Here is a 14,346-nt window from a genome sequence, read left to right as displayed (position 1 = left end):
TGACCCGGTGAACCGGTCAAACTCAACGATGGTGGGATGGGAGGTGAACCCAGTGGCCTTGGCCTCGGCGGTCGCGGAGCGGTATCGCGCGCTAGCGTTGGCTCTCACAGTCAGCTACGGAGGGAACGCAGTGCAGCCGGACCGGGACGACGACCCGTTGATCGATAGCGAGCAAGTCAGGCAGTTGCTCGGTGTCGAGAAGGTCGACACGGTGCACCTGTACCTCAAGCGCACCCGTGCCCGCATCAAGGACAACCTGCCGATCCGACCGCAGGATATGCCCCTACCTGACCAGCTATTCGGTGGCCGCATGCCGGCCTGGCGGCGTTCCACGATCACCGCGTGGATCTCTAGTCGCCCAGGTCGAGGGCGCCGCGGCCCCGAGAAGTAGCGCAAAAAACAAGCCTCTTGACCTGAAACTTTTTCAGTCCTAAGTTTGACCTACTCAACCGGTCAAACTCTCCCTCTCGGCCTCTACTAACTACTTACTGACTATCGGCTGCCAGCAGCCCTGAGCCCCGAGCGCACCCGCCCAGCCTCCAAGGAGCCCCACCTTGTCCGAGAACCCGCCCCGTGCCCGGTGGACCGAGCAGGTCCGTACCGCAGCCCTCTGGCTGCGGGACACCGGTCTCGGCGGCTTCGGCTTCACCCTCGTCCTGGTGGTCGCCGTCTCCGGCTGGGCGGCCAGCTTCATCGGTCTGCACGCGTTCGGCATGCAGCACATGGGCCTCAGCCGCACCTCGGCGTGGCTCGTGCCGATCACCTTCGACGGCGCACCGGCCGGCCTGTCCATCGTCGTCGCCCGCGCCGCCACCCACGGTCGGCCCGCGCTGGCGTGGCGGCTCCTCATCATCGGCTTTACCGGCCTGTCCTCGTGGATCAACTACGAGCACATCGACGACGACCTCGGCCGGATCGTGGCGTCGTTCATGCCGCCGTCGGCGGTGATCCTCTTCGAGGGCCTGATGTCCGAGGCGCGCGCTGCAGCTGCCCGCCGCAACGGGCGGAACGCGCCTCGGCTGCACCCGCTCCGGTGGGTGTTCGACCGGAAGGGCACCCTGGCCATCCTCCGCGCGTACGTGCTCGGCCTGGAGCTTCCCGAACCGCTCCAACAGGCCGCCGAGACCGCCGCGGCGGGGGCGCCCACGGAGCGCTCCGGCACCCGCCCCGAGAGCGCCCCGGCACCCGCCCCGGTGTCGCTCTCCAAGGCGTCCCAGGGCGCCCCGGCCGCCGCTCCGAAGGCGCCTCAGAGCGCCGCTCCCGTGGCGCCCCAGAGCGCCCCGAAGCCCGCTCCGGTGTCTCTGGTGAAGGCGCCCCAGAGCGCCCCGACACCCGCTCCCGTGTCGCCCCAGAGCAGCACCCCGAAGGCGCCCCAGGGCGCCCCGGCCGCCGCTTCGAAGGCGCCCCGCAAGACGCCCTCGAAGCGCCCCGGCAGGGTCACCCGCGCCGACGCGCAGGGCGCCATCAGGGCGCTCTACGACGAACTCGGCAGGCGCCCCCTGGAGTCCGAGATGGTCGACCGCCTCAAGGAGATCAAGTACGAGTTCACCTCCCGCCAGCACGCGAACAGGCTGCGCGGCGAACTGGAGGAGAAGGAGCCGCACTTGGCCGCCCTCGGCTCCACCAACGTGACCGCCCTCACCGGTTCCTGACCCGCCCCGACTGACCAGAAGGAGACACCGCCATGCGCAGCACCGACGACCGGTTCACCCTCGCCGCGATCACCACGGCCGCCGTGCTGGCGGCGTTCCTCACCGCCCACGCCGTCGCCTGCATCCCCGCCGAGGTCGCGCCCCCGGCCGTCCTCGCCTGGGCCACCACCTACACCGCCGCCGTGCTCGGCCTGGCCCGAGCAGTCCACCTCCCGCCAGCGCGCACGCTGGTCGCCGCCACCCTCCTCGTCGCCGCCACCGCCCGGCTCGTCCTCGTGGGCATCGGGCATGCCGTCGACGGCCTCCTGGTCGTCCTCGCGAAGATCAGCGACGTCGGCCTCACCATGCTCAACCCCCCGACCCTCGAAGGGGCGTAACCGTGACGCAGATCCCCACCGAGCCGCCCCTCTACGTCCCCGAGCCGATGACGACGACGGCGGACAAGGCATCGACATACCGTTTGACCAGGGATTTTGCGTCGTCGTCATCGTCGTCGTCATCTCAGGCCCTGGTGGTGCGCTGCACCGGCTGGCTGGTGCGCGCCCGCGGCTGGGTCTCCCGCTACCGCTACGAGATCGCGCCCGCGGCCGGCACCTCCACCCTGTCCCTGCTCGGCTGGTGGCAGGAGAGCATCGGTGCGACCGTGTCGTACGGGCTGCTCACCGGTGTGGCCGGCGCCGCGGCCGTCCTCGGCCTCAAGTACAAGAACGCCCCCGTCACGCAGGCCGCGGCCGGCTTCACCGTGGCCCTGGGCGACATAGCCACCGCCACCGCGTTCGGCCCGGGCCCCGAGTCCGCGACCGCGTGGGCCCTGACGACCGGCCTGGCCTACTGGATCTACGGGCCGTGGCTGACCGCGCAGCGCAACGCCCGCATGAAGCTGCACATCGACACCGTCAAGGCGAAGGGAGCCCTGCCGAACGCCCTCGGCCTCGAGGCGGCCGACCCCGGCCTGATCGGCGCCACCCCCGAGGAGACCGCGCTCCGCCGAGCCATCCACGCCCTCACCGGCGCGGCCCCCCTGGACGTGATGGCGTTCCACCGGGGCGAGCACGGCTGGTCCGCGCTCGTGGTCATGCCCGCCGGCCGGAGCACCGCCCCGTCGGCCATCATCAGCCGGCGGGTCCAGCTGGCCGCGAACCTTGGGCAGCCGGGCAAGCTGACCCTCGCCCAGGGGCCGGCCGACAACGAACTGGTCGTGAAGGTGTCCACCGTCGACGCCCTCGCTGGCACCCTGCCGCTCACCGAGACCGGGGTGACCACCTGCCGTGAGCCGGTGCTCCTCGGCGCCGACGAGGACGGCCAGCCCATCCACCTGACGCTGATGTACCGGCACACCCTCATCGCCGGCGCCTCCGACTGGGGGAAGTCGGGCATCGTCAACCTGCTTATCAAGCGGCTCAACCGGTGCCTGGACGCCGACCTGTACGGCATCGACATGAAGCCCGGCGCCCCCGAGCTGGGGCCGTGGGAGCCGGTCATGGCCGCCCCCGTGGCCAAGACGCCGACGCAGGCCCGGGCGCTGCTGCTGTGGCTCCGCGACGAGTGCAACCGGCGCGGCGCGATCATCGCCGAGCTGTCCCGCAAGTCCATGGCGGAGGGCAAGGGCCCGGTCCGCAAGTGGGTCCCGGGTGTGCACGGCAAGGCCATCTTCGTGTTCACCGACGAGCTCGCCGAGCTCGTCCGCCAGGACCCCGGGCTCGCCGAGCTGTACGAGTCGCTGCTCGCCATCGCCCGGTTCCTGGCCATCCACTTCATCTCCGCCACCCAGCAGCCGAGCCGGAAAGTCTTCGGCGGCAGTACCGACGCCCGCGGCAACTACGCCAACCGCCTGTCCACCCGCGCCGGCGAGGCTGGCCACGCCCCGTTCGTGTTCGGCCAGGGCTGCCAGGCCAAGGGCTGGCGGCCGGAGCTGCTTGACCTGCCCGGCAAGTTCCTGCTGCAGACCGCTGAACTCACCGAGCCGAAGGTGTACCGGGCCGAGTACGTCACCGACCTCGATATCGCCGCCGACGTCGGCTTCTACTACTCCGACAAGGCGGACACCGAGCCGCAGCCCGCGCTCACGGACGAGCCGTGGGTGGAGCAGTTCGCGCTGCTCAGGTTCCCGAACGGTGACCTCGTGCGGCCGGGGCAGTGGCCCGACCTGTGGGAGCAGTTCCAGGCCCTCGGGTCGGCCACGAAGAAGGAACTCGCCGCCGTCTGCCAGATCTCCCGGGACACCGCCATGCGCGCGATCGAGGAGTGGGAGAAGCACGGCGTCGTCGGCCGCCGTGACGGCCGCTCCACCCGCTACTACGCGAAACCCGAGGAGGAGCAGTGATCTCCGAGCCGCAGCCGACCACCACCGTGCCGGCCGCCGTCTACCCGGCGGCGGGCGGGGTGGTCGTCCCGTACGCCGGTGTTCCGCCGGTGCAGCAGGTGTTGCTCCCGGACGGCCAGGTCGTTACCGGGTACGCGATCACCCCGGCCGTGCCGGCGGTGCAGGCGCAGCCGGTTGCAGTGGAGCGGCGTGGGGGCATCGACCCGGCCGCGCAGAGAATGGCGGGTGCCGGGGTCCTGGCCGTGGGCGTGGGTTACGGCGGGTCGCTGCTGTTCTCCGCGGTCGCGGCCGCCGAGTCCGCCCTGGGCACACTCGCCGTGTGCCTGGTCGCCGTGTGGGCCCTGCGGGGGCGCGGCGGTGGGGGAGGGGGCAGCGTTCGGGTGGACGTGCGGGTCACCCAGAGCCCCACCATCACGACGTCCAGCCGGGCCGGTCATCACTGACGCTTTTGAAGCGATTTAGACGTTCAGTGCTACGGAAATCCGGCTACCGTTCGGTAATGCCGAACGGAACATGAGCCCTGTTCGCGTTTGTTTTTTGGTGCCGCTTGTTTCACGTGGCACTTACCTGGCGGGCAAATTTCTGCAACGTTAAAAAATAGTAAGCAGATGATCTTCGTCGCGGGTCTTAGAATGTCTGGAAGATGATCATTCGGAGGTCTTTGACCTCGGGTTATGGTGTCGTATCTCAGCATTGTCGGTTCCCGACGTCGTGGTGGAGGCCGCCTCCACGATCTTGCTGGCGCGGACATCGGTCACGCGCAGGATTTGCCTGCAAAAGTCGCAGGCAAATGTCGCCAAGAAATCAGCCATGATGTGGCCTGATCGTTTCTTCTCGGGAGAACAACGTGGAACAGGGAGCCTTGAAGGAGGCCCTTCGGATCTTGCTCCAGCGGCGCAGAGCAGAACTGGATCCGAGCGACTACGGCTTCACGCGCATCGCGCCCCAGGGGCGCCGTGCAGCCGGTGGGGGATTGTCACAGTCCCAGGTCGACAAGATCCTCGGCGTCGGCCTCGGCACGTACGAGCGCCTGGAGAACGGCCGCCTGAACCACGCTCCCGAACACGTCCTCAAGGGTGTCGGCGAGCTGTTCGGCCTCAACCCGCACGAATGGGTGTGGCTGTGGAACATGACCTGGCGCCGCGACCCCCCGTTCCCGCTCCGCCAGTCCACCGACGAGGAGATCCCCGCCTCCTGGCACCGGGTCCTCGACGGCCAGCCGCACCCCGCCTACCTCACTAACCACCGCTGGGAGATCGTCGCCTACAACGTCCATCTCCCGCGCATCTTCCCCGGCGGCAGGGTCCCCCCGAACACCATGGAGTGGATGCTGCTCAACCCGGACGCCCGGTACATCCTTGGCGACTGGAAGAACTCGTGGGCGCCGATGGTGGCCCCGCACGTCTGGGCCGCCCGGGCCGCACACCGGGATGACCAATACATCGCCGACCTCGAGCGACGGATCCTCGCCGACGATGAGGCCGGCCCCATCTACCAGGACTTCGGGCCGATCTTCGTGCACCCGGACGGCGCCTGCCGGCCGTTCAACCACCCGGAATTGGGGCCCGGATGGATGACACTCCACACCTCGGTACCGAGGTCGAGCCCGAGGTTCGTGACCATGCTCATGATCTTCGATCCGGGTGAGGAACGGCCCAAGACGCTGCCGCCCCTGCGCGCCCGCTACCTCGGCGAGTAGCCGCAGACCGGCCGGCGGGCAGCCTCCCCCGACTGCCCGCCGGCCCCCCTCCCCCCACCGCTCACCTTCACCCGTTTCCTGAACGCTGGAGACCATCTGTGCCTGCGCACATAGGAAGACCCGTGGTGACGCTTGCTTCGCACCGCGTCACCACCGATGAGCTGGTGGACCACATCCGCGCCACCTACCGGCACCCCGACGACCCCACCCGCGACCACCCGCGCATGGGCGGATGGCAGCGCATCATCCGCAACTCCGGGGTCCACACGCGGTACTGGAGCCGCCCCCTGCCGGAGGCCACCCGGCCCACCAGCGTCGGCCACCGCGCCCAGGTCGCGTTCGGGGACGCCCTCCAGCACGCCGAGGACGCCGCACAGCGGGCCCTCCAGGAAGCCGGCCTCCAGCCCGGCGACATCGACTGCATCGTCACCAGCCACACCACCAGCTGGGCCGTGCCCAACTTGGACGTCCACCTCGTCGACCGGCTCGGCCTGCGCCCTACCGTGGCCCGCTTGCCGCTGTCCACCCTCGCCTGCTCCGGTGGCGTCCATGCCCTCGGCCGCGCCCTGATGTTCGCGCAGTACCGGCCCGGCTCCCGTGTCCTAGTAGGACTCCGTTAGGTTGCTCTGGCTCTCAGGTTTGGGCTGGTGGTGGATGTTCTGGGCAGGGGGCGGTGGCAGGTGGTGCAGGTGCCGGTCCAGCAGTTCAGCAGGTCCTGGATGGCGTCGAGGATCTGGTAGAGGGTGAGTCCGGTGTATCGGCTTTTGGGGCCAGGCGCTGTTCGGTGAGGAACGCGTGGGCTGCGGTGACCAGGGTGACGTGGTGATGCCATCCGTTCCAGGAGCGGCCCTCGAAGTGGTCCAGGCCGAGGCCGTGCTTGAGTTCCCGGTAGTCGTGCTCGATGCGCCAGCGGATCTTGGCCAGGCGGACCAGTTCAGCCGGCGGGGTGTTGGCGGGCAGGTTGGACAGCCAGTAGTCGGTGGGTGCTTCGGCGCCGTCTGGCCATTCGACCAGCAGTGTGACCTCGGTCAGGACACCGTCCCAGTGGCCGTGTTCGGCGGTGGCGGCGGCCTGGGCCAGGCGACGGGCCCTGACCCCGGCCGGCCGCACCCGGAGCGTCAGGAAATGCGAGCGCATCGGCCCGCGGGAGCCTTCACGCCAGGTCACCTCGGTGAACGCCTGCCGCCCATGGCCGGCCGCGAGCGCGGCCACCGCAGACGGCTTGTCCCGGTAGCGGGGCTGCGGCTTGCGGCCGTTGCCCGACCAGGCCGGGGCGGTGGGCTGCGCGTCGTGCGGGTGGACGGTCACGTCCGAACGGATGGCCACGACATAGCCGATGCCCCGCTCGCTCAGGCCGTCGCGGAAGTCGGCGTTCTGCCCGTAGCCGGCGTCGGCCACCACCACCGGCGGCACCAGGCCCCACCCGGCCAGCTCGTCGATGGTGTCCAGGGCCAGGCGCCACTTCTCCCGGTGCCCCACCTCCTGCGGTATCCCGGCCTTCTGCCGCCGTACCGGATCGTCCGCCCACTCCTCGGGCACGAACAACCGCCACTGCAGCGGACAGGACGCGGCATCGGAGACCGCGTGCACGCTCACCGCGACCTGGCAGTTGGCCCGCTTGCCCAAAGCGCCGCAGTACTGGCGCGCGACCGCCACCGACATCCGGCCGTCCTTGGGGAACGACACATCATCGACCGCCCAGGCAGCCGGGCCAATCTGCGGCACCATCCGCTGCGCGATCCGCCGCCGCACCGGCACCGGATCCCAGGTCGACTGGTTCACGAACTGCTGCAGGTTCTGCTCATTGCCGTCCGGCAGCCGTTCCGCCATCGGCTGGATCGACTTCCGCCGCCCGTCCAGCATCAGTCCCCGCAGATAGCAGTCGCCCTTCGCCCGCTGATCCTTGCGCGGCACCGACGCGAACACATCAGCTACGAATAACGCCAACTTCGCCCGAGCACGGTTCACTTCATGTGCGTCCACACCCTCACCATGCCCCCAAACAGCACCGCGAGACAGACCTAACGGAGCACTACTAGTTGTAGTCGCGGAAACCCTCTCCACGATCTACCACCAGTCCGAGGACACCCCGCAGAGCATGATCTACCGGGCGCTGTTCGGGGACTCCGCCGCCGCGTGCGTCGTTACCGGCGTCACCGAGGACACCGCCCGCGGCATGTCGGCCGGGTTCATCGCGCTCGATCAGGTCGAGTTGGTGATACCGAAAACCCTGGACCGCTACTGGGGCACCATCGACGACGAGGGCTTGCACTTCGAGTCCACGAAGAAGGCAGCCGACGCCGCGGCGGACGCCCTGCCATACCTGACCGAGTGGCTCGGTGGCCGCCGGCCCGCGTGGATCGCCGCCCACCCCGGCGGACCCCGCATCATTGACGACGTGGTAACCGGGGTCGGACTTGACCCCGAGAAACACGGCAGGCACGCTCACACCTCCCTCGCCGAAAACGGCAACCTCGGCGGCGCCGCCATCCTGGACGTCCTGCGCCGCACCCACGACGCCCCACCCGCACCCGGAGACCCCGGACTGCTGGTCGCCTTCGGCCCCGGCTTCACCGTCGCCGCCGTCTACGGCACCTGGGCATAACACCCGCTCCCGCGTCCCTACGCGGCCGGCCTTCGAGGACCATCACCGATGACCACGCCATCGAACGCAGCGTCCCGTCGTCACGACGGCAGAGCCCACCTGACCCTCGTCATCGACCAGGAGCAGCCGACCGCCCTGGCGGAAGACGACGAGCAGGAACGCGCCCGACGTGCCGCGCCCCGCCCGATCATGGTGGCCGGTAGCGCAACCGTGCGCGCCCTCATGGCCCTTGGCGCTCTCCTGACGGCCCTCGGTATGTCGTTCGGCAAGGCGGAGGCCGTGCTGTCCCATGACCAGCCGCGTGAAGAGGCCGACCCTCCCGAGGAGGACGCCCTGCGGTCCTTCCTTGCCGCGACGGGCAGCGACGGCACCACGAGCAGCAACGCAGGGTACTGGGCTCCCACCACGAGACCGAAGACGGCGGTGTCGTACAACGTGCTGCCCGCAGCGCCCACGGGCCGGCATCGCAAGTCCGCCGCAGCCGAAGGCTGGGGCGAGTGGAACCCGGACACCTGGCCGGAGAAGAAGCCCGCGGGCCGTCACCGCAAGCCGCACCCGAACAAGCACCACCACCCGCACCACGGCGTCAAGGTCGGTAAGACGGTTAGCAAGACCGCGACCACCGTGGCCCTGGCGGGTGCCGCCCCTGGAAAGCTGAGTGTGACCCCGGGCAGGCTGGCCGCCACCGTCCCCGGGGGCCCGGATTTGACTCCGGGCAGGGAGTGAACCCACTATTTGCTCTGCTAGAACACATGCCACCAGGGGCCGCCCGCGCAGGGCGGCCCTTCGGCGTTTCTCGGGGAGGGCCCACCCGATGGCGTATCGCCCTGTCCTGCTGTCCCCTTCCGACATCGCCCACCTCATCGGCAAGCCGGTCGGCACCGTCAAGCGGTGGGCAAGCGAAGGGCGCATCACCTCCCACGACGGCCGCTACGACTACCTCGAAGTACGCGACGTCGCCACCGGCGGCATCAAGGTGCCGCCGAAGAGGACCCTCCAGGCTGCGGCCTAACCCCCACACCCCCAGACCGGCCCCGCGCGGACACACGTTTCCGGCGGGGCCTTTTTCGTCGGCCGCCACGCATTGAGGGGTGCGCGGCGGCCGACTCCCTCACCCCCTTGTTCGGGAGCTGCCCATGCCGTCCCTGCCCGCCGGATACCAGCCGTTCGCCTCGCGCTCCGAGCGCCGCGCGGTATCGCGCCGTACCGCACGCCAGCAGACCGCGGCCATGCACACCGTCATGCGGACCGCGCCGAGGTACGAGCCCGCACGGAACGACAGTTGCGAGCGGCACCACCGCAAGCTCCCCTGCAAGCGGTGCGCGGAGTAAGGAAGCCGGCATGAGCACCCCCACCCCCGACGAGCAGGACCCACACGTCGAGGCCATCGACTCCACCAAGGCCATCCAGAACGCGGTCCGCCTGCTGTACGCCGCCGAGATGGTCACTGACCTGGCGCTGATGGAGCGCTACGAGGGCCTTGCCGACTCGTGGCTCAACGTCTCCCAGGCACTTGCGTAAACCCCACCCTCTACGCCTCCGGAGGCAACCCCGCATGTCTGCATCCATCGACGAACTCCACGGTCTCGTAGACGAACTGGACGATGAGGGCCACTCCCTCGCCGGCCGGTTCCGTGACCTGGTCGACCGCGTCAAGGCCGACTTCTCCCACCTGCTCGGCGGCGGCAAGGACGAGCTGGAGACCTTCGTGCAGTCCCTGGTCGCCACCCTCGTCCCCGAGCTGGACAAGGTGAAGGGCGAGATCGTGGCCGAGGTGATCGCCGAGGTCCGCAAGGTCACCGCCGAGGTCAAGTCGGTCGTCAACGCCGTCCCTGCCGCTCCCGCCACCCCGGCGGTAGACGCGGCTGCCCCGGCCCCGGAGTCGGTCGAGCCGTCCGCTACCGCGGCTCCCGTCCAGGGCTGACCGGGCGGGGCCCCGGCCGCCGACTCCTCGGCCGGGGCCCCGCCCACCTTCTGAACTACCTACGCGGAACCGGGACTTGCCTTTCAATAAGCCGTGTGACCTGGGAAAATGTCTTTGTGACGATACCTCCCAATGCCCTCGGGTATGCGGCCCTGACCAAACGCATGGGATGGGCCAGTGTGCGCGCCGCCACGGTCATGAACAGCCGCGCGAAGCGCCGCCGCGAGAACGGCACATCCCGGCCGGGCGACCTTCCCGCACCCGACGGCTACGCCGGCCAGTCGCCGTACTGGTTCGAGTCCACGGTTGACGACTGGGCGGCCGGCCGGCCGCGCGTAGGTGTCGAACGCGACCGCCCCGACGGGCTGCGCCAGTGCAGTAAGTGCGACACCGTGAAGCCGCCCAGCGAGTTCCACACCTATAGCGACGGCCGCACTGGCGAAGTGCGCCTCATGGCCAAGTGCAAGGCGTGCCACCTCGGCGTGGCCCTCGCATGGAACCAGCGCAACCCCGAGCGTGCCGCCGCGGCGACCGCCCGGTGGAAGCAGCGGACCCGTAAGCGGTACAAGGCCCGCCTCTACGGCATCACCGAGGACCAGCTTGTGGCCCTGGAAGCGGCGCACGACGGCCGCTGCCAGATCTGCGGCGAGGTCCCGGACGACGGCCTCGCGGTCGACCACGACCACGGCACCGGCCACGTCCGTGGCTTGCTGTGTCGGACGTGCAACGTTGGGCTCGGGGCCTTCGGGGACGACCCGCGGCTCATGATGGCGGCCATCCGCTATCTGGAGGAGAGCCGCGAACGTGCCGACCACCACCCCGCCATCACCGGCATCGCGTAAGCGCACACCCGCCCCACGAAGCGCCTCGAGCTGCACGGCTCGGGGCGCTTCTGCATGCCCTCTGACCCTCAGGAGATCCCCTCGTGCCAGCCGTGTACGTCGAAACACGCGAAGTCCCCCTCGATGAGCTGACCTCGTTTCCCGGGAACGCCAAGCGTGGCGACGTCGCGAGCATCCAGGTCAGCATCCGCCGAAACGGCCAGTACCGGTCCCTGATCGTCCGCCAGGTCGAGAACGGCCCGCTGATCGTCCTCGCCGGCAACCACACCATGCAGGCGCTGAAGGCCGAGGGCTACGAGACCGCCCGCTGCGAGATCGTCACCTGCGACGACGCCGAGGCCCGCCGGATCAATCTGGCGGATAACAAATTGGCGGAGATGGGCACGTACGACAACGACGATCTCGTGGAGTTGCTGTCGTACCTGGACGGCGACTACGAAGGCACCGGCTACAACGAGCACGACATCGAAATGCTCATCACGCCGCCGCCGGACCTGGACTCGCTCGCCGACGAGCTGGGCGACCCCGAAGAGGACGACCTCTGGCCGATTTTGCGGTTCAAGGTCCCGCCGAACGTCCGGGACGACTTCTATGACCTGTCGACCGGCTGCGAAGTCCCCGACGACGACGGGGCCCGGTTCATCTTCATCATGAACAAGCTGCGGGCCCTGACGTGACCCTGCGGGTCCTGGTCTCGTACCACTACCACCGGGACACCGACCTCGCGCAGCTGGTCGACGACCTCGGCGGCGACGTCGACCTGTTCGCCGACTCCGGCGCCTACTCCGCGGCCACCACCGGCGCCACCATCAAGGTCGCCGACTACGCGGCTTGGCTCAAGCAGTGGGCGCCGCTGTGGACCGTGCGCTCCAACCTGGACGTCATCGGCGACCACGCCGGCACCGCCGCGAACCTGTCCCGGCTCCAGGACGCAGGGGTCGACCCGCTGCCGGTCTTCCACACCGGGGAACCCTGGCGCGTACTGGAGCGGATGTGCGAGCAGCACCGCTACATCGCCCTCGGCGGCCTGGCGCTCCACGCGGTCGGCGGCGCCAAGCAGCAAGTGCTGATGAAGTGGCTGGTCAAGGCGTTCCTCATCGCCCGCGAACACGGCACCGTCTTCCACGGGTTCGGCCTCACCTCGCCCAACCTCATCCGCACGCTGCCGTTCTACTCGGTGGACTCCAGCTCGTACACCATGGGTCAGCGGTTCGGCCTGGTGTACCTGTGGGACTCCCGGAACCTGAAGATGCACTCCGTCTTCTTCCGTAACCCCACCGAAGTACGGCCCCGCGCGGACATGTTCCGCCGGCACGGCCTCCCCGCCAGCCGCGTCCTCGACCCCGGGTTCTACCGCTCCGGCACCCCCAGCAACCACGACGACCGGACCGCGCTCACCGGCGCCTCCGCCCGCGCGTACGGGTTCATGGAGGAGTCCCTGACCCGTCGCCACCGTGTGACCGCCCCACCGCTCCCACGGCACGCCGACACCGGCACGAAGGTCTACCTCGCACTCGCCGGCCCCACCCGATCCGACATGGACCCGCTGCGGCTCCTGGCGAAGGAGACAGCGTGACGTTCCGGTTCCTGGTGTCGTTCCACTACCACAAGGACACCGACCTTCAGGCCATCGTCGACACCTACGGCGGACCGTGTGAGGTGTTCGCGGACTCCGGGGCGTTCTCCGCCGCGACCCTCGGCGCGACCATCAAGCGCCCCGATTACGCGGCCTGGCTCCACCAGTGGCGCGGCGTCATCACCACGGCGGCCACCCTCGACGTCATCGGCGACCCGACCGCCACCCACCAGAACACCCTCGCCCTCGAAGACCAGGGCCTCACGGTGCTGCCCGTGTTCCACGTCGGCTCACCGTGGGAGCGGCTGCACGAGCTGTGCAAGCAGTACCAGTACATCGCCCTCGGCGGCATGGTCCCGCACGCCAAGAAGCCCGACGCCGTCATGCGCTGGCTCGTGAAGTGCTTCCAGATCGCCCGCGAGTACGGCACCGTCTTCCACGGCTTCGGACAGACCCGGTTCCAGACCATCGCCGCCCTGCCGTTCTACTCGGTGGACTCCTCCGCCTGGGGCTCCGGCTCCCGGTACGGGCAGATCGCGCTGTGGGACGAGCGGAAGGCGAAGCTGGTCACCGTCCAGGTATCCCGGCCCGACCAGGCCCGCAAGCACGCCGCGCTGCTGCGCTCCCACGGCGCCGACCCCGCCCTCGTCGGCCGGCCCGGGTTCGCCGTGGCCAAGCAGCGCACCCGCGAACAGTACGAGCGGGAAGACCTCATGATGCGCGGCGCCCCGGCCATCGCCTACCACCGGCTCGGCCAGTGGCTCATCCGCCGGCACCGCGTGCCCGCCCCGCCCGGCTGGGAACGCCCCGGTACCGCCCTGTACCTGGCGGACGGCGCGGTCGCGCAGCTCACCAAGGCCGCACAGGTGCTGCGCGACGAGGAGAACCGCAGCACGACCGCCAGGGGCGGCGCCCGCGAGGACGAAGGCACCCAGCTGTACCTCGCCGAGGCCAACCCCAAGCACCTCCACAAGATCGCGAAGGCCATCGCCACCGACACCGGCGTGGCCACACGGAAGGACAGCACCCCCTCATGACGCGTCCCCTCGCCGTACTCGCCTTCTCCGGCGGCATGGACTCCACCACCCTCGCCGCGCACTACGACGCCCAGGGCTATGACCTGCTGCTGCTGTCGTTCAACTACGGCCAGCGGCACAACCGCGAGCTCACCTCCGCGCGCCTGGTCGCCGGGCACTTCGACGCCGAACACCACGTCGTCGACCTCACCACCGTGGGCGCGCTGATGCCCGGCTCGGCGCTCACCGACGCCACGGTGGCCGTGCCCGACGGGCACTACGCCGAGGAGTCCATGCGCGTCACGGTCGTCCCCAACCGCAACGCGATCATGGCCAACGTCGCCATCGGTATCGCGTCCGCGCGCGGCGCGCAGCTGGTCGCCCTCGGTATCCACGCTGGCGACCACGCAATCTACCCGGACTGCCGGCCGGAGTTCCTGGACGCCCTGCGCACATGCGCGACTCGCGCCCTGGACGGCTTCACCGTGCCCCGCATCGAGGCCCCGTTCGTCCGTCACTCCAAGACGTGGATCGCCTCGCACGCGGCCGACCTGGACGCCCCGCTTCACCTGTCCTGGTCCTGCTACAAGGGCGGCGAAGTGCACTGCGGCACGTGCGGCACCTGCACCGAGCGCAAGGAGGCGTTCGAGAACGCCGGTGTCTACGACCCCACCGACTACGCCGCCTGACGCAGCGCAACACACGAAGG

The 14,346-nt window shown here is 69.7% G+C and carries 19 protein-coding genes; 18 read left to right on the top strand and 1 reads right to left on the bottom strand.

The genetic code is table 11. The features are described 5' to 3' along the window. The first annotated feature begins 130 nt into the window (after positions 1-130). The 7 genes from EDD90_RS14000 (at position 131) to EDD90_RS13970 (ending at position 6,294) form a co-directional block, all read left to right on the top strand. Positions 131-391: a MarR family transcriptional regulator gene (locus EDD90_RS14000; protein ID WP_123973336.1), complete on the top strand. Its 261-nt coding sequence runs from the start codon at positions 131-133 to the stop codon at positions 389-391. Between the two features lie 163 nt (positions 392-554). Further along, positions 555-1,652, top strand: coding sequence for a DUF2637 domain-containing protein (locus EDD90_RS13995; RefSeq protein WP_123973335.1), 1,098 nt, complete (start codon positions 555-557; stop codon positions 1,650-1,652). A 32-nt stretch (positions 1,653-1,684) separates the two neighbouring features. Continuing rightward, the gene (locus EDD90_RS13990) at positions 1,685-2,029 is read left to right on the top strand and encodes a hypothetical protein (protein ID WP_123973334.1); all 345 of its coding nucleotides are present in this window, start codon (positions 1,685-1,687) and stop codon (positions 2,027-2,029) included. Between the two features lie 2 nt (positions 2,030-2,031). Further along, entirely contained in the window at positions 2,032-3,975 is a 1,944-nt protein-coding gene (locus EDD90_RS13985) for an FtsK/SpoIIIE domain-containing protein (protein ID WP_123973333.1), read from the top strand. Continuing rightward, complete coding sequence (locus EDD90_RS13980) at positions 3,972-4,418, top strand: hypothetical protein (RefSeq protein ID WP_123973332.1); 447 nt, start codon at positions 3,972-3,974, stop codon at positions 4,416-4,418. Before EDD90_RS13985 ends, EDD90_RS13980 begins: the two co-directional genes overlap by 4 nt. Positions 4,419-4,858: 440 nt before the next feature. After that, positions 4,859-5,674, top strand: coding sequence for a helix-turn-helix domain-containing protein (locus EDD90_RS13975; RefSeq protein ID WP_185149082.1), 816 nt, complete (start codon positions 4,859-4,861; stop codon positions 5,672-5,674). A gap of 122 nt (positions 5,675-5,796) precedes the next feature. Then, on the top strand, positions 5,797-6,294 hold the full coding sequence (locus EDD90_RS13970) for a hypothetical protein (RefSeq protein WP_185149081.1): 498 nt from the start codon (positions 5,797-5,799) through the stop codon (positions 6,292-6,294). 85 nt (positions 6,295-6,379) lie between these two features. Here EDD90_RS13970 and EDD90_RS13965 read toward each other — a convergent pair whose 3' ends face one another. Continuing rightward, entirely contained in the window at positions 6,380-7,657 is a 1,278-nt protein-coding gene (locus EDD90_RS13965) for an IS701 family transposase (protein ID WP_123973329.1), read from the bottom strand. Between the two features lie 115 nt (positions 7,658-7,772). Here EDD90_RS13965 and EDD90_RS13960 point away from each other — a divergent pair, with 115 nt between their 5' ends. The 11 genes from EDD90_RS13960 to queC all read left to right on the top strand — a co-directional run bounded on the left by EDD90_RS13960 (position 7,773) and on the right by queC (position 14,326). Then, positions 7,773-8,279 carry a 3-oxoacyl-[acyl-carrier-protein] synthase III C-terminal domain-containing protein gene (locus tag EDD90_RS13960; RefSeq protein WP_311737208.1) on the top strand — a complete coding sequence of 169 codons (507 nt, stop codon included), beginning with the start codon at positions 7,773-7,775 and terminating at the stop codon, positions 8,277-8,279. 48 nt (positions 8,280-8,327) lie between these two features. After that, a complete protein-coding gene (locus EDD90_RS13955) occupies positions 8,328-9,005 on the top strand; it encodes a hypothetical protein (RefSeq protein ID WP_123973327.1) in 678 nt (225 codons plus the stop codon). An 88-nt stretch (positions 9,006-9,093) separates the two neighbouring features. Beyond that, positions 9,094-9,291, top strand: a complete 198-nt coding sequence (locus tag EDD90_RS13950; protein WP_123973326.1) for a DNA-binding protein — start codon at positions 9,094-9,096, stop codon at positions 9,289-9,291. Positions 9,292-9,415: 124 nt separating this feature from the next. Further along, the gene (locus tag EDD90_RS13945; protein WP_123973325.1) at positions 9,416-9,610 is read left to right on the top strand and encodes a hypothetical protein; all 195 of its coding nucleotides are present in this window, start codon (positions 9,416-9,418) and stop codon (positions 9,608-9,610) included. Between the two features lie 10 nt (positions 9,611-9,620). Continuing rightward, complete coding sequence (locus EDD90_RS13940; protein ID WP_123973324.1) at positions 9,621-9,800, top strand: hypothetical protein; 180 nt, start codon at positions 9,621-9,623, stop codon at positions 9,798-9,800. A gap of 34 nt (positions 9,801-9,834) precedes the next feature. Then, positions 9,835-10,203 carry a hypothetical protein gene (locus EDD90_RS13935; RefSeq protein WP_123973323.1) on the top strand — a complete coding sequence of 123 codons (369 nt, stop codon included), beginning with the start codon at positions 9,835-9,837 and terminating at the stop codon, positions 10,201-10,203. A 116-nt stretch (positions 10,204-10,319) separates the two neighbouring features. After that, entirely contained in the window at positions 10,320-11,045 is a 726-nt protein-coding gene (locus tag EDD90_RS57255) for an endonuclease VII domain-containing protein (protein WP_123973322.1), read from the top strand. A gap of 83 nt (positions 11,046-11,128) precedes the next feature. Then, positions 11,129-11,722, top strand: coding sequence for a ParB N-terminal domain-containing protein (locus tag EDD90_RS13925; protein WP_123973321.1), 594 nt, complete (start codon positions 11,129-11,131; stop codon positions 11,720-11,722). Then, positions 11,719-12,621, top strand: coding sequence for a hypothetical protein (locus tag EDD90_RS13920; RefSeq protein WP_123973320.1), 903 nt, complete (start codon positions 11,719-11,721; stop codon positions 12,619-12,621). The genes EDD90_RS13925 and EDD90_RS13920 overlap by 4 nt, the downstream gene beginning before the upstream one ends. After that, positions 12,618-13,658 (top strand): hypothetical protein, encoded by a 1,041-nt coding sequence (locus EDD90_RS13915; RefSeq protein WP_123973319.1) that lies wholly within the window; start codon positions 12,618-12,620, stop codon positions 13,656-13,658. The genes EDD90_RS13920 and EDD90_RS13915 overlap by 4 nt, the downstream gene beginning before the upstream one ends. Beyond that, positions 13,655-14,326 (top strand): 7-cyano-7-deazaguanine synthase QueC, encoded by a 672-nt coding sequence (gene queC, locus EDD90_RS13910; protein WP_123973318.1) that lies wholly within the window; start codon positions 13,655-13,657, stop codon positions 14,324-14,326. Before EDD90_RS13915 ends, queC begins: the two co-directional genes overlap by 4 nt. The last annotated feature ends 20 nt before the right edge of the window (positions 14,327-14,346 follow it).

This window comes from Streptomyces sp. Ag109_O5-1, from assembly GCF_003814875.1.
GTDB classification, from domain to species: domain Bacteria; phylum Actinomycetota; class Actinomycetes; order Streptomycetales; family Streptomycetaceae; genus Streptomyces; species Streptomyces sasae.
This window is presented reverse-complemented; position numbering and strand designations above follow the sequence as displayed.